This window comes from uncultured Streptomyces sp., assembly GCF_947488945.1.
Taxonomy (GTDB): Bacteria; Actinomycetota; Actinomycetes; order Streptomycetales; family Streptomycetaceae; genus Streptomyces.
The window spans coordinates 223,261-240,971 of record NZ_CANLBS010000001.1; the positions used below are offsets into that span (position 1 = coordinate 223,261).

At 71.3% G+C, this 17,711-nt stretch carries 15 protein-coding genes; 6 read left to right on the forward strand and 9 right to left on the reverse strand.

Translation table 11 applies throughout. From position 1 onward, the window contains the following. Nucleotides 1–48 precede the first annotated feature (48 nt). On the forward strand, nt 49–2,418 hold the full coding sequence (locus tag Q0994_RS00900) for a cation-translocating P-type ATPase (protein ID WP_299527582.1): 2,370 nt from the start codon (nt 49–51) through the stop codon (nt 2,416–2,418). A gap of 855 nt (nt 2,419–3,273) precedes the next feature. Here Q0994_RS00900 and Q0994_RS00905 read toward each other — a convergent pair. Next, complete coding sequence (locus tag Q0994_RS00905; RefSeq protein WP_299527584.1) at nt 3,274–4,572, reverse strand: citrate synthase; 1,299 nt, start codon at nt 4,570–4,572, stop codon at nt 3,274–3,276. Between the two features lie 197 nt (nt 4,573–4,769). Then, complete coding sequence (locus Q0994_RS00910) at nt 4,770–6,998, reverse strand: ATP-dependent RecD-like DNA helicase (protein ID WP_299527586.1); 2,229 nt, start codon at nt 6,996–6,998, stop codon at nt 4,770–4,772. A 146-nt stretch (nt 6,999–7,144) separates the two neighbouring features. On the opposite strand from Q0994_RS00910, the gene Q0994_RS00915 reads away from it, so the two are divergent. After that, nucleotides 7,145–7,657 (forward strand): DUF6584 family protein, encoded by a 513-nt coding sequence (locus Q0994_RS00915; protein WP_299527588.1) that lies wholly within the window; start codon nt 7,145–7,147, stop codon nt 7,655–7,657. A gap of 86 nt (nt 7,658–7,743) precedes the next feature. Here Q0994_RS00915 and Q0994_RS00920 read toward each other — a convergent pair whose 3' ends face one another. Continuing rightward, the gene (locus Q0994_RS00920; protein WP_299527590.1) at nt 7,744–8,127 is read right to left on the reverse strand and encodes a nuclear transport factor 2 family protein; all 384 of its coding nucleotides are present in this window, start codon (nt 8,125–8,127) and stop codon (nt 7,744–7,746) included. Nucleotides 8,128–8,263: 136 nt separating this feature from the next. On the opposite strand from Q0994_RS00920, the gene Q0994_RS00925 reads away from it, so the two are divergent. Continuing rightward, nucleotides 8,264–9,160: a LysR family transcriptional regulator gene (locus tag Q0994_RS00925; protein WP_299527592.1), complete on the forward strand. Its 897-nt coding sequence runs from the start codon at nt 8,264–8,266 to the stop codon at nt 9,158–9,160. A gap of 37 nt (nt 9,161–9,197) precedes the next feature. On the opposite strand, the gene Q0994_RS00930 is transcribed toward Q0994_RS00925, so the two are convergent. Next, entirely contained in the window at nt 9,198–9,521 is a 324-nt protein-coding gene (locus tag Q0994_RS00930; protein ID WP_299527594.1) for a hypothetical protein, read from the reverse strand. 183 nt (nt 9,522–9,704) lie between these two features. On the opposite strand from Q0994_RS00930, the gene Q0994_RS00935 reads away from it, so the two are divergent. Further along, on the forward strand, nt 9,705–10,544 hold the full coding sequence (locus tag Q0994_RS00935) for a helix-turn-helix transcriptional regulator (protein ID WP_299527596.1): 840 nt from the start codon (nt 9,705–9,707) through the stop codon (nt 10,542–10,544). Beyond that, nucleotides 10,516–10,740, forward strand: coding sequence for a DUF397 domain-containing protein (locus tag Q0994_RS00940; RefSeq protein WP_299527598.1), 225 nt, complete (start codon nt 10,516–10,518; stop codon nt 10,738–10,740). Before Q0994_RS00935 ends, Q0994_RS00940 begins: the two co-directional genes overlap by 29 nt. A gap of 56 nt (nt 10,741–10,796) precedes the next feature. Here Q0994_RS00940 and Q0994_RS00945 read toward each other — a convergent pair whose 3' ends face one another. The 5 genes from Q0994_RS00945 to Q0994_RS00965 form a co-directional block, all read right to left on the reverse strand. Next, nucleotides 10,797–11,522, reverse strand: coding sequence for an HNH endonuclease (locus tag Q0994_RS00945; protein ID WP_299527600.1), 726 nt, complete (start codon nt 11,520–11,522; stop codon nt 10,797–10,799). A 29-nt stretch (nt 11,523–11,551) separates the two neighbouring features. Beyond that, the gene (locus Q0994_RS00950) at nt 11,552–12,961 is read right to left on the reverse strand and encodes an ATP-binding protein (RefSeq protein ID WP_299527602.1); all 1,410 of its coding nucleotides are present in this window, start codon (nt 12,959–12,961) and stop codon (nt 11,552–11,554) included. 366 nt (nt 12,962–13,327) lie between these two features. Further along, on the reverse strand, nt 13,328–14,161 hold the full coding sequence (locus Q0994_RS00955) for a sugar phosphate isomerase/epimerase (protein ID WP_299527604.1): 834 nt from the start codon (nt 14,159–14,161) through the stop codon (nt 13,328–13,330). Beyond that, nucleotides 14,158–15,300, reverse strand: a complete 1,143-nt coding sequence (locus Q0994_RS00960; RefSeq protein ID WP_299527606.1) for a dihydrodipicolinate synthase family protein — start codon at nt 15,298–15,300, stop codon at nt 14,158–14,160. Before Q0994_RS00960 ends, Q0994_RS00955 begins: the two co-directional genes overlap by 4 nt. Further along, the gene (locus tag Q0994_RS00965) at nt 15,297–16,448 is read right to left on the reverse strand and encodes a Gfo/Idh/MocA family protein (RefSeq protein ID WP_299527608.1); all 1,152 of its coding nucleotides are present in this window, start codon (nt 16,446–16,448) and stop codon (nt 15,297–15,299) included. Before Q0994_RS00965 ends, Q0994_RS00960 begins: the two co-directional genes overlap by 4 nt. A gap of 129 nt (nt 16,449–16,577) precedes the next feature. On the opposite strand from Q0994_RS00965, the gene Q0994_RS00970 reads away from it, so the two are divergent. Then, the gene (locus tag Q0994_RS00970; RefSeq protein ID WP_299527610.1) at nt 16,578–17,642 is read left to right on the forward strand and encodes a LacI family DNA-binding transcriptional regulator; all 1,065 of its coding nucleotides are present in this window, start codon (nt 16,578–16,580) and stop codon (nt 17,640–17,642) included. Nucleotides 17,643–17,711 lie beyond the last annotated feature (69 nt).

Below are 17,711 nucleotides of genomic sequence, written 5' to 3' on the forward strand. Positions count from 1 at the left end.
GTGCCCGGCGGCGACGACGGCCCGACCCGTTTCCCCTGGAGTACGGACATGGCCAGCAGCACCAGCACGGCCGAGGTTTTGGACGTGGAACTCTCCGAGGCCGAGCTGATCATCGGCGGGATGACCTGCGCGTCGTGCGCGGCCCGCGTCGAGAAGAAGCTCAACCGGATGGACGGCGTCACCGCCACCGTCAACTACGCCACCGAGAAGGCGCGCGTCTCGTATCCCCCGGGGACGGAGCTGGCGGACCTCGTCGCGACCGTCGAGAAGACCGGTTACACCGCCACCCGGCCGCCGCGTCCGGAACCGGAACCGGAGCCGGCGGCATCCGCGCCGCCGCCCCCCACGGCCGCCGACGCGCCCGCACCGGGGGCGGCGGACCCCCGCCCGGCACGGCCCGGGCCCGGTTCCGGGGACGTCGCGACCGCCCCGGTCCCCGCCGAGGAGCCGGAGAGCGCCGAGCCGGCCGCGCTGCGCGGGCGGCTGACCGTCTCCGCCGTGCTCTCGATTCCGGTCGTGCTGCTCGCCATGGTCCCGGCGCTGCAGTTCGACAACTGGCAGTGGCTCTCGCTCACCCTGGCCGCCCCGGTCGTGGTCTGGGGCGGCCTGCCGTTCCACCGCGCCACCTGGACCAACCTGCGGCACGGTGCGGCCACCATGGACACCCTGGTGTCGGTCGGCACGCTCGCCGCGTTCGGCTGGTCCCTGTGGGCCCTGTTCCTGGGCGACGCGGGGATGTCGGGCATGCGGCACGGCTTCGAGCTCACCGCCGGCCGCGAGGGGGCGTCCTCGGCGCTCTACCTGGAGGTCGCCGCAGGCGTCGTCACCTTCCTGCTGCTCGGCCGCTATCTGGAGGCGCGCTCCAAACGGAAGGCGGGATCGGCGCTGCGCGCACTGCTGCACCTGGGCGCCAAGGACGTGGCGGTGCTGAGGGACGGCGCCGAGGTGCGCGTCCCGGTCGGCCGGCTCGCCGTCGGCGACCGGTTCGTGGTGCGTCCCGGCGAGAAGATCGCCACCGACGGCACGGTGGTCGACGGTTCGTCCGCCGTGGACGCCTCGATGCTCACCGGCGAGTCCGTGCCCGTGGACGTCACCGCGGGGGACACCGTCACCGGCGCCACGGTGAACGTCTCCGGCCGGCTGGTGGTGGAGGCCGTCCGGGTCGGCGCCGACACCCAGCTCGCCCGGATGGCCCGCCTCGTGGAGGACGCGCAGAACGGCAAGGCCCGGGTGCAGCGGCTGGCCGACCGGATCTCGGCGGTCTTCGTGCCGGTGGTGCTGCTGATCGCGCTGGCGACCCTGGTGGGCTGGCTGCTGGTGACCGACGACGTGACGGCGGCGTTCACCGCCGCCGTGGCGGTCCTGATCATCGCCTGCCCGTGCGCCCTCGGACTCGCCACGCCGACGGCGCTGCTGGTGGGCACCGGGCGCGGGGCGCAGCTCGGCATCCTCATCAAGGGCCCCGAGGTGCTGGAGACGACCCGTCGGGTGGACACGATCGTGCTCGACAAGACCGGGACCGTCACCACCGGCCGCATGTCCCTGCGCGCGGTCCGTACCGCCGACGGCACCGACGAGGACGAGGCCCTGCGGCTGGCGGGCGCCCTGGAGCACGCCTCCGAGCACCCGGTGGCGCGGGCCGTCGCGTCCGCCGCCGCCGAGCGGTTCGGCGCGCTGCCGGTCCCGCGGGACTTCGCCAACCTGCCCGGCCTCGGCGTCCGGGGCGAGGTGGACGGACGGACCGTACTGGTCGGCCGGGCCTCGCTGCTGGCCCGGGAGGGCGTCACGATGCCCCCCGTCCTCGCCTCGGCCCTGGCGGACGCCGCCGGCCGTACCGCGGTGGCGGTGGCCTGGGACGGTGCGGCGCGAGCGGTGCTGGAGGTCGCGGACACCGTGAAGGAGAGCAGCGCGGCGGCCGTCGCCGAGCTGAAGGCACTGGGGCTGAGTCCGGTGCTGCTGACCGGGGACGACCGGGCGGTGGCGGACGCGGTGGCCCGCGAGGTCGGCATCGAGCGGGTCTACGCGCAGGTGCTGCCGGAGGAGAAGGTCGCGGTGGTCCGCGCGCTGCAGGCGGAGGGCCGGTCGGTCGCCATGGTGGGCGACGGCGTGAACGACGCCGCGGCTCTCGCCGCGGCCGATCTGGGGCTCGCCATGGGCACCGGGACGGACGCGGCGATCGAAGCCGGCGACCTCACCCTCGTTCGTGGAGATCTGAAGGTGACGGCAACGGCGATCCGCCTGTCCCGGCGCACCCTGGCCACCATCCGGACCAACCTGTTCTGGGCGTTCGGCTACAACGTGGCCGCCCTGCCGCTGGCCGCTTCGGGCCTGCTCAACCCGATGATCGCGGGTGCCGCGATGGCCTTTTCGTCCGTGTTCGTGGTCACGAACAGCCTCCGCCTACGCGCCTTCACGTAATTTCCACAATGAGATTTAGATCACACTGGTTTCAGGGTAACCATTCTGGGGGTCCACGAGTCTTAGAGTTCGAATGCCAAGGATGTCTTGGGGGACGTCCGATGGAGTGTCTTGGGGGACGCTCCGTGGCAAGCGTGGCCGGGGCACGTGCACCGGGGAGCTTGAGCGGCCCTCCCGTGCGTACGTACCCCGGCAGATCGCGCACAAATAAGGAGGTTTCAGGCCTCCTTCAGACGCCCGGCCGGATCCCGTGGGGGGAATCCGCACCGGGAAATGGGAAGCGCCCCGTCCGTCGACCCGTGGGGGGATCGATCGGCGGGGCGCTTCTCGCGAAGAACCGGGGAAGCCGCCCGGCCCGCACAGCGCCACCGTGACCGCTTCCGGCCGCGCGCGCCCCGCACTCGCACGACCGCTCACGCACCTCCCGGCGACCACTCCCCGTGCCTGCGCCTGCGCCCGGTGCCCGCCAGCTCTCCGGCCGTCCGCCGCGACGCGACCCGTACACCGCGCCCTTGACGCACCGCGCGTACGCCGTGCCGCTCCGCACCGCCCGTACGCCCCGGCCCCCGCGTCGCGCCGGACGGCCCCCGAACGCCGAATCGCCCCGGACACCGCGCTCTGTGCGAAAGCGCGGTACGCGGGGCGAAGGCAGTCGGCCGAAGAGGCCGGGTGCCGGGCTCGTACGTCAGGACGGCGGCTCGACGGGTACTGCGGGCCGGCCGCGGGCGGAGTCGTGGGCCCCTCACGGTTCGCGCGGCTCGGCGTTCTCCGTGGTGCGGGGCTCCCGACGACGTCCGGGTCGCGGTCGGTCCGGTACTGCGGTGGGGCGGAGCGGGCGGCTCCGTCCGAGGTGCGTCAGCGACCCTCGACCGGGACGAAGTCGCGCAGGACCTCGCCGGTGTAGATCTGACGCGGACGGCCGATGCGCGAACCCGGCTCCTTGATCATCTCGTGCCACTGGGCGATCCAGCCGGGCAGCCGGCCGAGCGCGAAGAGCACGGTGAACATCTCGGTCGGGAAGCCCATGGCGCGGTAGATCAGGCCCGTGTAGAAGTCCACGTTGGGGTAGAGGTTGCGCGAGACGAAGTAGTCGTCGGAGAGCGCGTGCTCTTCCAGCTTCAGCGCGATGTCGAGCAGCTCGTCGGACTTGCCGAGGGCCGAGAGGACGTCGTGCGCGGCGGCCTTGATGATCTTGGCGCGCGGGTCGAAGGACTTGTACACCCGGTGGCCGAAGCCCATCAGGCGGACGCCGTCCTCCTTGTTCTTCACCTTGCGGATGAAGGAGTCGACGTCGCCGCCGTTGGCCTGGATGCCTTCCAGCATCTCCAGGACGGACTGGTTGGCGCCGCCGTGCAGCGGGCCCCAGAGCGCGGAGATGCCGGCGGAGATCGAGGCGAACATGTTCGCCTGCGAGGAGCCGACCAGACGCACGGTGGAGGTCGAACAGTTCTGCTCGTGGTCCGCGTGCAGGATGAGGAGCTTGTCCAGCGCCGAGACGACGACCGGGTCGAGCTCGTACTCCTGGGCCGGCACGGAGAACGTCATGCGCAGGAAGTTCTCGACGTAGCCGAGGTCGTTGCGCGGGTAGACGAACGGGTGGCCGATCGACTTCTTGTAGGCGTACGCCGCGATCGTGGGCAGCTTGGCGAGCAGCCGGATCGTGGAGAGGTGGCGCTGCTCCTCGTCGAACGGGTTGTGGCTGTCCTGGTAGAAGGTGGACAGCGCGCTGACGACCGAGGACAGCATGGCCATCGGGTGGGCGTCGCGCGGGAAGCCGTCGAAGAACCGCTTGACGTCCTCGTGCAGCAGCGTGTGCTGGGTGATCTCGTTCTTGAAGGCCGACAGCTCGTCGACCTTCGGAAGCTCGCCGTTGATCAGCGTGTAGGCGACTTCCAGGAACGTCGAGTGCTCCGCGAGCTGCTCGATCGGGTAGCCGCGGTAGCGCAGGATGCCCTGCTCGCCGTCGAGGTACGTGATGGCCGATTTATAGGCGGCGGTGTTGCCGTAGCCGCTGTCCAGCGTCACCAGGCCCGTGTTGGCCCGGAGCTTCCCGATGTCGAAGCCCTCGTCGCCGACGGTGCTGTTGATCACCGGGTAGGTGTACTCGTCGTCGCCGTACCGCAGTACTACAGCGTTGTTGATGTGCTCGCTCACGTCATCCCTCACCGACGTAGTGCCTCTTCTTCGAGGTGCCCTGACTGTCTCCACCCTCCCCCATTTGGCTCAGGAGAGTGCACTCGGGGTCGTCCATTGGACCTACTGACGGCACTGAGTGCCGCCAACCTTTTCATCCTGCCCCCTCCGCCGTGGTTCCGGAAGACCTGGGTGATGTTTCCCACCGATTTGATCGATCATTTTTGCGCGAAGTCTTCGCTCCGGCCTCCACGCAGCCGGAAATCCAGTGCCGTACAGCGTCTGCCTGCGGAAACCGTGCGGACCGCCTGCCCGATCGCCTTGCGGGAGCCGACCAGGACGACGAGCCTCTTGGCCCGGGTCACCGCGGTGTAGAGCAGGTTGCGTTGCAGCATCATCCAGGCGCTGTTGGTGACCGGAACGACCACGGCCGGGTACTCGCTGCCCTGGGAGCGATGGATCGTCAGGGCGTAGGCGTGCGCCAGCTCGTCCAGTTCGTCGAAGTCGTAACCGATCTCCTCGTCCTCGTCGGTGCGGACGGTCAGCCGTTGCTCGTCGGCGTCGAGAGAGGTGACGACACCCACCGTGCCGTTGAACACCCCGTTCTCTCCTTTTTCGTAGTTGTTTCTGATTTGGGTGACTTTATCGCCCACCCGGAACACACGGCCGCCGAATCGCTTTTCAGGCACTTCGGGCCTTCCGGGCGTAATTACCTGCTGCAGGAGGCCGTTCAGGTGGCCGGCCCCGGCCGGACCGCGGTGCATCGGCGTCAGAACCTGGATGTCCCGGCGCGGATCGAGGCCGAACTTGGCCGGAAGCCGACGGGCCGCGACGTCCACGGCGAGCTTCCCGGCGTCCTCCGTCTCGTCCTCCACGAAGAGGAAGAAGTCGTCGAGCCCCTGGGTCACCGGGGGGAGCCCGGAGTTGATCCGGTGGGCGTTGGTGACCACGCCGGACTGCTGGGCCTGCCGGAAGATGCGGGTCAGCCGCACGGCCGGGACCGGACCGCCCTCGGCCAGCAGGTCCCGCAGCACCTCCCCCGCGCCGACCGAGGGGAGCTGGTCGACGTCCCCGACCATGAGGAGGTGGGCACCGGGTGCCACCGCCTTCACCAGCTTGTTGGCCAGCAGCAGATCGAGCATCGACGCCTCGTCCACGACGACGAGATCGGCGTCCAGCGGCCGGTCCTTGTCGTACGCCGCGTCGCCGCCCGGCTTCAGCTCCAGCAGCCGGTGCACGGTGGACGCCTCTGCCCCCGTCAGTTCGGCGAGCCGCTTGGCGGCCCGGCCGGTGGGGGCGGCCAGCACCACCTTCGCCTTCTTGGCCCGCGCGAGCTCCACGATGGACCGCACGGTGAACGACTTGCCGCAGCCCGGCCCTCCGGTGAGCACGGCGACCTTCCGCGTCAGCGCCAGCCTGACCGCGGCCTCCTGCTCGGGCGCGAGCGTGGTGCCGGTGCGGGCGGCGAGCCAGCCGAGCGCCTTGCCCCAGTCCACGTCCTGGAAGGCGGGCATCCGGTCGTCCGGCGTCCCCAGCAGCCGGCGCACCTGGCCGGCCAGGGACAGCTCGGCCCGGTGGAAGGGGACGAGGTAGACGGCGGTGACCGGATCGCCGCCGTCGGCGGCCGGCACCTTCTCCCGTACGACGCCCTCGGGGTCGGCGGCCAGTTCGGCCAGGCAGTCGATGACGAGGCCGGTGTCGACCTGGAGGAGTTTGACCCCGTCGGCGATGAGCCGTTCCTCGGGGAGGTAGCAGTGCCCCTGGTCGGAGGACTGGGACAGCGCGTACTGGAGTCCGGCCCGCACCCGTTCCGGGCTGTCGTGCGGGATGCCGACCGCCTGGGCGATCTTGTCGGCGGTGAGGAATCCGATGCCCCAGACGTCGGCGGCCAGCCGGTAGGGCTGGTTCTTCACGACGGAGATCGAGGCGTCCTCGTACTTCTTATAGATCCGCACGGCGATGGAGGTGGAGACGCCGACGGACTGAAGGAAGATCATGACCTCCTTGATCGCCTTCTGCTCCTCCCAGGCGTCGGCGATCCGCCTGGTCCGCTTCGGCCCGAGTCCCGGCACCTCGATGAGCCGCTTCGGGTCCTGCTCGATGACGTCGAGGGTGTCCAGGCCGAAGTGGGTGGTGATCCGGTCGGCCATGACCGGCCCGATCCCCTTGATGAGGCCGGAGCCGAGATACCGGCGGATGCCCTGGATGGTGGCCGGCAGCACGGTCGTGTAGTTCTCCACCACGAACTGCTTGCCGTACTGGGAGTGCGAGGCCCAGCGCCCCTCCATCCGCAGCGACTCCCCCGGCTGCGCGCCGAGCAGCGACCCCACGACGGTGAGCAGGTCGCCGCTCCGTCCGGTGTCGACGCGCGCGACGGTGTACCCGTTCTCCTCGTTCGCGTACGTGATCCTCTCCAGGACCCCTTCGAGGACGGCCATGTTGGACATGGGGTCGACGGTATCGGGCGCCGCTGACAGGAGGCCGGGCGGTGGGCTCCCGGGGGCGGGGTGGGCCGGGGCATGGCGGTCCGGGGCGTGGCGGTCCGGGGGTAAACCGCTACCGCCCCGGGCCCACCCCGCCCGATGATGTGCGCATGGCACTTGCACGGACGCTGGAGCGCGTCGACACGGACCTCGCCGCCGGGCGGCTCCCGGTAGCCCGCCAACGTCTGCGCGGACTCGTCTCGTCGTACCCGCAGGACCGCGGGGTACGGCGTCGGCTGGCCGAGGTCTACCGGCTTTTCGGGGAGCCCGCCGAGGCGGGCCGGTGGGCCTACCTGGAGGAGGACAGCGACCCGCGCGAGACGGCGGCGTTCGAGGAGCGGCACCCGGACCCGGTGCGCCGGATGCGGGCGATCGGCTGGCGGGGGCAGGAGTCGGCGGCCCACTCCCCCTTCGCGGAGGCCCGGTTGGCGTCGCTGCGGACTGCTGCGGAGAAGCGTCTGGGCCGGTCGGTCGACTGGGACACGCTCGCGGCGGCGGGGCCGGAGGGGTCCGCGGTGACGGAGAACACGCCCGCTGAGGCACTGGGTTTCGTGGGATGCCTGGTGCTGGTGGTGGCGGCCGCGGCGATCTGGGTCAACGGGCTGGTCGACCTGTTCGACTGATCCGGGCCCTCGCACCGGGCGGCCCGATCGTGTCGCCGGACCGCCGGGCCGCCGGGCCGCCGGTACGCCTCCGCCACCGTCAGCTCTCAGCTCTTCGGCGGGGCGAACTCCGGCTGGTCGAGCACGCGGAGCCAGCTTCCGTCGGCCTGCCGCCGCACCACCTGGGCACGGGCCCCGGAACCGTCCTTCGGCGGGGTGGAGGTGAGGGCGAGGTCCCCGCTGATCAGCGTGGGCAGCGGTACCTCCGGCTCGAACCGGGGACCGCCGGCGAGCACCTTCTCCCACAGCACGCGGATAGCCTCCCGGCCGACGGTCTGTTCGCCCGGCGGGAACGCCAGCACGGCGTCCTCCTCGTAGAGCGCGGCCACCCCGGCGGCGTCACCGGCGTTGGACCGCTCGACGAACAGACGGGTGATGTCCTCCGGCGCCAGTGCCTTCTCGTACTTCTCGTACGCGTCGTACTCCGTCATGAAGTCCTCCATGGGTGGGGGGCGCGCGCCGCTCCCGGCGCGGGCCGGGTCGTCCGCCTCTCTGCACCGACCAGCCTGCGCCGCCCGTCATCAGAAGTCCAACAGATGCTCGGGATGGGAACTAGAATCAGGAGTCATGGAACTACGGCAGCTCGAATATTTCGTCGCCGTCGCCGAGGAGCGCAACTTCACCCGCGCGGCCGAACGCGTGCGGATCAGCCAGTCCGGCGTCAGCGCGCAGATCCGCCGACTGGAGCGCGAGCTCGGCGCGAACCTCTTCGACCGGTCGACGCGGGTCGTGGCCCTCACGTCTGCGGGCGAGGCCGCTCTCGCCCACGCCCGCTCGGTGCTCGCCGCCGCCGGTTCGGTCGGCCGCGCGGTGACCGACGTGACCGGTCTCGTGCAGGGCCGGCTGACGGTCGGGATGGTCGCCGGCTGCACCATCACGCCGTGGTTCGACGCGCTCGCCGCCTTCCACGCGGCGCACCCCGGCGTCGAACTCGCCCTGCGGGAGGACGACTCGACCCGCCTGGCGGACGACGTACGGTCCGGCGCGGTCGACCTGGCCCTCATCGGTGCGGCCTCGACCACACCCGAAGGGCTGGACTCGCTGACGATCGTCAGCGAGCGCCTGGTCGTCGCCGTCCCGCACGGGCACCCGCTGGCCCGGCTCCCGCACGTGACCCTGGACGACCTCTCCGCCCACCCGGTGATCTGCATGCCTCCGGGCACCGGCCTGCGGGCGGTCTTCGACCGGGCGTGCGCGGTACGCGACCTCCGCCCCCGCATCGCCGTGGAGGCGGGCGCGGCCGACGCGATCGCGGCCCTCGCGGTCCGGGGGCTGGGCGCGGCGGTGCTCAGCGAGTCGATGGCCCGCCACTACCGCGACCACCTCACCGCCCGCCCTCTCACCGACGCCGAAGAACCCGCCCTGCTGGCCCTGGTGTGGCGGGCGAGGCACAACCCGGCGGCGGAGGCACTGGTGGAGCGGGCACGGGAGGCGTTCGGGGTGGGGGCGGACGAGAGGGTCTGACGGGGGCCAGTCGACGGGGGTGCGGTGGCGGGGCCGCTCAGAGGTCCGCGGTGCCCCCGGCCGGCCGCATCGCCCGCCGGCTCCTGCTCTCCGCGATCCGCTTCACCAGCCGCAGGGACTCGGTGAGCCGACTGGCCAGGAAGTGCAGCTCGACCGGTCCGATGCCGCTGTCCTCGTCCAGCAAGTCGTCGGCATGATCCAGCAGGTGCTCCGCCATGCCCAACTGGACGCTCTCGAAGGCGTCGGCGACGCGCGACACCGGGCCCGTCCCGTCGGTGAGTACGTAACAGGGCTTGCCCTCCTCCCCCGTCCACGGCAGCAGACGGTAGTGACCGGCCCGTGCCGCGATGTCCTCGGTCATGCGACTGCCTCCCGGCCGGGCGATACGCGGATCAGCTCTCTCATGGGCGGTGCTCTCCTCGTGACGGCATCCACGAACGGATGCTTTCCGTAGCGATCTCCTCACAGCCTGAGGTCGTGGATGGCTACGCTGCCAGGGGGTCGGGGATGACAGCGGGTCCGTCAAGACGGGGAGTTGGAGCGCATGGGAACGAAGCCGGGGCCGCGCACGCCCAGAGAGAAGTACGGCGAGGAACTGCGGTTGCGGCGCATCGCGGCAGGGCTGACGCAGGAGGCCCTGAGCGAGACGGTCGTCTGCTCGCCGACCCTCGTCAGCCACTATGAGGCGGGGCGCCGGCTGCCGAACCCGGAGGATGCCCAGCGGATCGACCGGGCACTTGGAACCGACGGGTTCTTCGCGCGGTGGTTGCAGGATCTGGATCCCGCGTTCGCTCACTATTTCGCGAAAGTCGCGGAGCTGGAGAAAGAAGCTACGGAGATCCGCCAATACGGCGCGTCGCTCATCCCTGGAATGCTCCAGACCAAGGAGTACTCGCGCGCAGTGTTCCAGGCATACCGTCCGAACTATCACGCGGAAGAACTTGACGACCTGATTGTCAGCCGCGCCAAGCGAGGCCAGTTGCTCGACCGGCCGTCTACTCCGGTGGTGTGGACGCTTCTCGACGAGGCGGCGCTCAGGCGTTGTGTCGGCGGACGGCAGGTGATGGCGGAGCAACTGCTCAAGCTGGCAGAGATGGCTGATTCTGGCCGTCTACGCCTCCATGTGCTGACCCTCGCATCCGGTGCGCACGCACTTCTGGAAGGCATGCTCTATCTTCTCAATTTCGCGGACGCGGCGCCTCTGGCCTACGTAGAAGGACTTCGCACCGGGCGTTTGATCGATGACCCGACGCTGGTAGAGGCGTGCCACACGTCCTACAATCTCGCTCTGAGCGACGCAGCTCCACATCGGGAGTCGGTGGCGCTCGTCAGGGCCATCGCGGAGGAACACGACCATGCACAGCACCAAGCCCGCCATCGCTGACAGTTCGGCTTGGAGCGGGTGGCGCAAGTCCACCTACAGCGGCGGGGCCAATGGCGAGTGCCTGGAAGTCGCCCGCGGCCATGCCACCGTCCCCGTACGCGACAGCAAGGTCCCGGCCGGCCCGGCCGTGGTCTTCTCCGCCGAAGGCTGGTCGTCGTTCGTCACCGCGGTCAAGGACGGCCGTCTCTCCGCCTGACCGTCCGCCGCCCCGGTGGGTCAACCCCTCCCGGGGCAGGGCCCGTCGGGGCGGCCTCAGGAACGGGACAGGAACGCGGCTCGCAGATCGGAGTTCCGCAGCAGGCGCAGGGTCTCTTCCTCGCCGATGAACAGCAGGTCCGCGGCGGGATGCTCGGCCTGGTGGAACATCGCCGCCAGCACGTCGGCCAGCGGTCGGTTCCAGGCCACCCTGACGATCTTCGCGGCTTTGTCGCGCTGTCCCCGGTCGGTGGCGATGCGCCACAACTCCACCGACTCCTTGGCGGTCTCGTAAGCCGTTCTGCGCCCCTCTACGAGGACGCCTCGCGCGTTGAGTCCGAACACGGCTATGCACGCCTCGCCCCGGGGCGTCAGCCCCCGGTACGTACCGACCGGCAGAACCAGCCGCAGGTGGTCCAGCGGATCCTGGAGCGTGGGATCGAGAAGCAGCGGGCTGCCGTCCTCGTCGGACCGGGGGAAGCGGTTCCGTTTCTGGTTGCTGTTGCAGTGGGCGCAGGCCAGCAAGTGGTTGAGCCACTCGAAGGTACGCAGCGGGGCGAGGCTCTTGGGCTCGAAGTGGTCGATGTCCGTGCCCTGGCTGTCGCCGCAGTACATGCAGCGCTGGTGGCCGGGGGCCATGTCCGCGAGAGCGGTCAGCAGGCCGTCGCGTACCCGGCGGCGGACGGTGCTGTGGGCCCAGAGCCCCGCGGCTGCGGCCTTGCGGTCAGCGTCCGGGGCAGCCTCGATCTGCTCGGTGTACGCCGTGAGCCGGGCCGCCGTCATTGACGACAGCGGAACCCGTTCGAGTCGGATCACTCCGTCCCGCCGCCCTCTGCGTCCGGGGCCCCGTCCATCTCCTCGGCGATGCGGTGGAGATGGGCGGACACCTCGTGCACCCGCGCGGTCGGGGAGCTGGTGAGCCGGTCCTTGAGCTTCTTGTAGCGCTCGACCGTCCCGGGTGAGGTGTCGCCCCCGTACACCCGCGATTCCAGCGCGACCAGTTCGGCGCGGGCGTGCTCGGCCTGCTCGGAGTACGGGGTGTCCAGGCCGAAGAGGTCGGAGAGGACCGCGTCGTCACCGCTGCCGTAGACGACCCGCTCGTACAGGTCCTCGGACACGACCTCGGGCGCGGCGTCCTCCTCCACGCCCGGCAGGCGGATCAGGCCACCGGGGTCGGCCGCCTGGCAGATGTACGGGCTGTGGGTCGTCACGATGAACTGGATGTGGGGGAAGTGCTCGGTCAGCCAGGGCCCGATACGACGCTGCCAGGAGACGTGCAGGTGCGCGTCGATCTCGTCGATGATCACGACGCCCGGCACCTGGAGGGGACTCGGGCCGGCTTCGCCGTCCTTCCCGGTGAACGCGTCGTCGCCGAAAGCGTCGTGGATCTGCTTGAGCAGGTCGACCACGAGGGCGGCCACCGTACGGAACCCGTCGCTCATCTCCCGCAGGGGGAACCGGTGGCCGTCGCGGGTGACCCAGAGCCCTTCCGAGTCGACGTCCTCCACCCGGTAGCCGTCAGGCAGCAGGCCGTGGCCCAGGACCGACAGCGCGGCCCGCTTGAGCGCCGCGGCTCCTTCCCGGCCTTCGAGCGCTCTCAGGTGCTGCTCGATCAGCCAGGCGACGCCCTCCGCCAGCGAGGCGTCCTCGTGGAAGAGGCTCGCCTGCCGTGCCACCGGCCCCGAGGCCAGCATCAGGCGCTGCACCTCGCCCGAGCCTCCGGCCATGCGCCGGAACGGGCCGTACGCCGCGCAGAACCAGCCGACGGGGTTGTCCGCCCAGGGGCCGCGCTGTGCGGGGGTTGCGCTGGTGGTGTTGGGGTTCTGCCTGATGCCCTCCAACGCCGGCTGGGCGCTCTTGCGGCTGCTCCTCCCCTCGGCCGGCGCCGTCCAGCGCAGGCCCGCCCAGAAGTTGGTCTGCGTGCGCCCGGACGCGGTGAACTTGTCGGAGGTCGCGTCCCGGACGATTTTCGCCTGCGCCGTGCCTACGGCGGCACCGCGCGACATCCAGTTCTCGAAGCCCTGGACCAAGCCCCGCGCCGCGACCGGGCCGCTGAGCGCAAGGGCCAGCGCCCGGAGCAGCGTCGTCTTTCCCGAGCCGTTCCGCCCCGCGAGGACCGTCCAGCCGGCGTGGGAGCCGTCCGGGCGGGTCAGGGTCAGGTCTACGACGCGCGGACCGTGGAACGACTTGATGTTCTCGACGTACACGCGGGAGACGTACATGGGTGGGGTTCCGTCCGGTGGGAGGGAGGCGGCGGGCCGGAGTCGACCGAGTTTACGAGATCGGGCCCGCTCCGGGGCTCAGGAATCCCGCGTACGCGGGCAGAGATCCGCTCCCGCGTCGCCGCGCTCCCGCGCCCCGCACGCGAGACGCCCCGCCGGCCCCCTCCGTCGGCGGGACGTCTCGTGCGAAGAAGCGGAAGGGGGCCCGACACTGCGGCCGGACCCCGCTCGCTCTCCCCCTCCGTCGGGTCTTCCCGTTCCCCCCGGACCCCTCCCCGGAAGTCCCGACGCAGTGTGTGACAGGGCAGGACCCTCAAGGGTTGCATCCCTTGACGATCTCTTTACCTTCGATCGTCGCGGGGTGTCTCAGCAGGCGTGTTCGAGGTAGCGCGCGGCCACCTCGGCCAGTGCCTCGCCGCCGTCGCGGGCCCAGAGCTCCTCGTTGAAGATCTCGACCTCGATCGGGCCGTCGTAGCCGGTGGCCTCGACCATCGCCCGGAAGGACCGGAAGTCCACGCTGCCGTCGCCGAGCTGGCCCCGGCCCAGCAGGACGCCCGCCGGGAGCGGGGTGATCCAGTCGGCCAGTTGGAACGCGTGGATACGGCCGCCGGCTCCGGCGCGGGCGATCTGCGCGGGGGCCTGGTCGTCCCACCAGATGTGGTACGTGTCGACGCAGACACCGACCTGCTCGGCCGGGAACCGCTCGGCGATGTCGAGCGCCTGGGACAGCGTGGAGACCACGCAGCGGTCCGAGGCGAACATCGGGTGCAGCGGTTCGATGGCGAGCCGCACCCCGCGCTCGGCGGCGTACGGGACCAGCTCCGCGAGGGAGTCCGCGACGCGCTCGCGGGCGCCCGCGATGTCACGGTCCCGGGCGGGCAGTCCTCCGGAGACGAGGACCAGGGTGGCGGTGGACAGGCCCGCCGCCTCGTCGATCGCCGCCCGGTTGTCCGCCAGGGCGGCGGCGCGCTCGGCCGGGTCGACGGCGGTGAAGAAGCCGCCCCGGCAGAGGCTGGTGACGGTGATCCCGGCGTCGGCGAAGAGCCGGGCGGCGCGCTCGACGCCGTACTCCTGGACGGGCGCCCGCCACAGACCGGCCTGCCGGACTCCGGCCTTGACGCAGCCCTCGGCGAGCTCCTCCAGGGACCACTGCTTCACGGTCTCCTGGTTGATGGACAGACGGCTCAGGTCACCGCTCATCGGGTTCCTCCCTGGACGGTGAGCAGGGCGCGCATGCGGCTCGCGGCGAGTTCCGGATCGGGGAACAGGCCCAGGCGGTCCGCGAGTTCGTACGCCTTCGCCAGGTGCGGCAGCGAGCGGGCGGACTGAAGGCCGCCGACCATGGTGAAGTGGTCCTGGTGGCCGGCCAGCCAGGCGAGGAACACCACGCCCGTCTTGTAGAAGCGGGTGGGCGTGCGGAACAGGTGGCGGGACAGCTCGACCGTGGGGTCGAGCAGGTCGCGGAATCCCTGCACGTCGCCGGTGTCGAGGACGCGGACCGCGTGCGCGGCCAGCGGGCCGAGCGGGTCGAAGATGCCGAGCAGCGCGTGGCTGAAGCCCCGGTCGTCGCCGGCGATCAGCTCCGGGTAGTTGAAGTCGTCACCGGTGTAGCAGCGGACGCCCGAGGGCAGCCGCCGCCGTACGTCGATCTCGCGGGCCGCGTCGAGCAGCGAGATCTTGATGCCGTCGACCTTGTCCGGGTGCTCGGCGATGATCTTCAAGAAGGTGTCGGTGGCGACGTCCAGGTCGGACGAGCCCCAGTAACCTTCCAGCGCCGGGTCGAACATCGGGCCGAGCCAGTGCAGGACGACCGGCTCCGACGCCTGCCGGAGCAGGTGGGCGTACAACTCGGCGTAGTCCTCGGGGCCCCGCGCCGCGGCGGCGAGGGCGCGGGAGGCCATCAGGATGGCCTGCGCGCCGCTCCCCTCGACGAGCGCGAGCTGCTCCTCGTACGCGGCGCGGACCTCGGCCAGGGTGGCCGGGCCGGTGAGCTGGTCGGTGCCGACGCCGCAGGCGATCGCGCCGCCGACGGCCTTGGCCTCGGCCGCGGAACGGCGGATCAGCTCGGCGGCCCCCGCCCAGTCCAGGCCCATGCCGCGCTGGGCGGTGTCCATGGCCTCGGCGACGCCGAGGCCGTGCGACCAGAGGTGGCGGCGGAACGCGAGCGTCGCGTCCCAGTCCACGGCCGCCGGTTCATCGGGGCTGATGTCGGCGAACGGGTCGGCGACCACGTGCGCGGCGGAGAACACGGTGCGGGAGGCGAGCCGGGCGCCGCCGGGCGGCAGCGCGAGCGGTTCGGTGCGGGGCTCGTACGGCCCCTGCGGCAGGAGGATCGTCACAGGGTCAGCTCCGGGACGTCGAAGCGGCGGCCCTCGGCGGAGGACTTCAGGCCGAGTTCGGCGAGCTGGACACCGCGGGCGCCGGCCATCAGGTCCCAGGTGTACGGCTCGTCCAGAACGACGTGGCGCAGGAAGAGCTCCCACTGCGCCTTGAAGCCGTTGTCGAACTCGGCGTTGTCCGGGACTTCCTGCCACTGGTCGCGGAAGGACTCGGTGACCGGGAGGTCCGGGTTCCAGACGGGCTTGGGGGTGGCCGAGCGGTGCTGGACCCGGCAGTTGCGCAGGCCGGCCACGGCGGAGCCGTGCGTTCCGTCGACCTGGAACTCGACCAGTTCGTCGCGGTTGACGCGGACGGTCCAGGACGAGTTGATCTGGGCGACGGCGCCGCCCTCCAGCTCGAAGATCCCGTACGCGGCGTCGTCGGCGGTGGCCTGGTAGGGCTTGCCGTTCTCGTCCCAGCGCTGCGGGATGTGCGTCTGGACGTGCGCCTGGACGGTGTTGACCTTGCCGAACAGCTCGTGCAGGACGTACTCCCAGTGCGGGAACATGTCGACGACGATGCCGCCGCCGTCCTCGGCTCGGTAGTTCCAGGAGGGGCGCTGCGCTTCCTGCCAGTCGCCCTCGAAGACCCAGTAGCCGAACTCGCCGCGCACGGACAGGATGTCGCCGAAGAAGCCGCCGTCGATGAGGCGCTTCAGCTTCAGCAGGCCCGGCAGGAAGATCTTGTCCTGCACTACACCGTGCTTGATGCCGGCGTCCCGGGCGAGGCGGGCCAGCTCCAGGGCGCCCTCCACGTCCGTAGCGGTGGGCTTCTCGGTGTAGATGTGCTTGCCGGCCGCGACGGCCTTCTTGATCGCCTCGACGCGGGCCGAGGTGACCTGGGCGTCGAAGTAGATGTCGATGGTGTCGTCCGCGAGCACCGCGTCCAGGTCGGTCGACCACTCGGTCAGACCGTGGCGGGCGGCGAGCTCCTCCAGAGCGTGGGCGCGGCGGCCGATGAGGACCGGTTCGGGCCACAGCACGTCGCCGTCGCCGAGGTCGAGGCCGCCCTGCTCGCGGATCGCGAGGATCGAGCGCGCCAGGTGCTGCCGGTATCCCATGCGACCCGTCACGCCGTTCATGGCGATGCGCACTGTCCTGCGTGTCACGAGAATTCCCCTCCGTACTGCCGCGGCCGGTGCCGTAGCAAGCGCTTTCTATCGCTGGTGACGCTAGCCTGCCGACAGCGGCCCGGACAAGAGGGGGCCACGGATCGATTACTCCTCGGAAGGAGAGCGATGACAGTCACCCTGGCGGACGTGGCGGCTCGCGCCCGGGTGTCCCCCGCAACCGTGTCCCGTGTACTGAACGGCAATTACCCCGTCGCCGCGACGACCCGGGAACGGGTTCTGCGCGCGGTGGACGACCTCGACTACGTCCTGAACGGCCCGGCCAGTTCGCTCGCCGCCGCCACGTCGGACCTCGTCGGCATCCTGGTGAACGACATCGCCGACCCCTTCTTCGGCATCATGGCGGGCGCCGCGCAGGCCGAGATCGGCGGCTCCGGCATCACCGGACGCGCGGGCGGCGAGAAGCTCGCGGTGGTCTGCAACACCGGCGGCTCACCGGCCCGCGAACTCAACTACCTCACCCTCCTCCAGCGCCAGCGGGCCGCCGCCGTGGTGCTGACCGGGGGTGCGCTGGAGGACCGCCACCACCAGGCGGCGATGGCCGCGAAGCTGACGAAGCTCGCCGACGCCGGCACCCGCATCGTCTTCTGCGGCCGGCCCCCGCTGCCGGACAGCGAGGCCCTGGTCGCCTCCCTCGCCTTCGACAACCGGGGCGGCGCCCGGCGGCTCACCGAACACCTGCTCCACCTGGGGCACCGGCGGATCGGTTACGTGGCGGGGCCCGCCGAACGCACCACGACGCGGCACCGGCTGGAAGGCCACCGGGAGGCGCTGCGGGACGCCGGACTGTCCGAGGGCGCGGAGCAGTTCACCGTGCACGGCCCCTACGACCGGCGCTCCGGATTCGAGGCGACGCTCGAACTGCTGCGCCGCGAACCCGACGTGACCGCCGTCGTCGCCGCCAACGACACGGTGGCGCTGGGCGCCGCGGCGGCGGTGCGGGAACAGGGCCTGCGCATCCCCGAGGACATCTCGGTGGCGGGCTTCGACGACCTGCCGTTCTCCGTGGACGCCACGCCGGCCCTCACGACCGTGCGGCTGCCCCTGGCCGAGGCGGGGGCGCGGGCGGGCCGGCTCGCCATGGGTACGGAGACCGCGCCGCCCGGAGGCGTGGCCACCATCGCGGCCGAACTCATGGTGCGGGGGTCGACGGCCCCGCCGCGCAGGGGGTGAGCGGGGGCGCGGAGCGGTACGGCACGGGGCGCAGGGCTGTACGGCGCGCGCCGGGGGTTCCTGACACGA

Coding starts and splice junctions, on each gene's coding strand:
- Q0994_RS00950 (WP_299527602.1), bottom strand. CDS start 12,961: ATGTACGTCTCCCGCGTGTACGTCGAGAACATCAAGTCGTTCCACGGT.
- Q0994_RS00920 (WP_299527590.1), bottom strand. CDS start 8,127: ATGACGGAGTACGACGCGTACGAGAAGTACGAGAAGGCACTGGCGCCG.
- Q0994_RS00945 (WP_299527600.1), bottom strand. CDS start 11,522: ATGACGGCGGCCCGGCTCACGGCGTACACCGAGCAGATCGAGGCTGCC.
- Q0994_RS00935 (WP_299527596.1), top strand. CDS start 9,705: ATGGGAACGAAGCCGGGGCCGCGCACGCCCAGAGAGAAGTACGGCGAG.
- Q0994_RS00915 (WP_299527588.1), top strand. CDS start 7,145: ATGGCACTTGCACGGACGCTGGAGCGCGTCGACACGGACCTCGCCGCC.
- Q0994_RS00940 (WP_299527598.1), top strand. CDS start 10,516: ATGCACAGCACCAAGCCCGCCATCGCTGACAGTTCGGCTTGGAGCGGG.
- Q0994_RS00910 (WP_299527586.1), bottom strand. CDS start 6,998: ATGTCCAACATGGCCGTCCTCGAAGGGGTCCTGGAGAGGATCACGTAC.
- Q0994_RS00900 (WP_299527582.1), top strand. CDS start 49: ATGGCCAGCAGCACCAGCACGGCCGAGGTTTTGGACGTGGAACTCTCC.
- Q0994_RS00955 (WP_299527604.1), bottom strand. CDS start 14,161: ATGAGCGGTGACCTGAGCCGTCTGTCCATCAACCAGGAGACCGTGAAG.
- Q0994_RS00970 (WP_299527610.1), top strand. CDS start 16,578: ATGACAGTCACCCTGGCGGACGTGGCGGCTCGCGCCCGGGTGTCCCCC.
- Q0994_RS00930 (WP_299527594.1), bottom strand. CDS start 9,521: ATGACCGAGGACATCGCGGCACGGGCCGGTCACTACCGTCTGCTGCCG.
- Q0994_RS00925 (WP_299527592.1), top strand. CDS start 8,264: ATGGAACTACGGCAGCTCGAATATTTCGTCGCCGTCGCCGAGGAGCGC.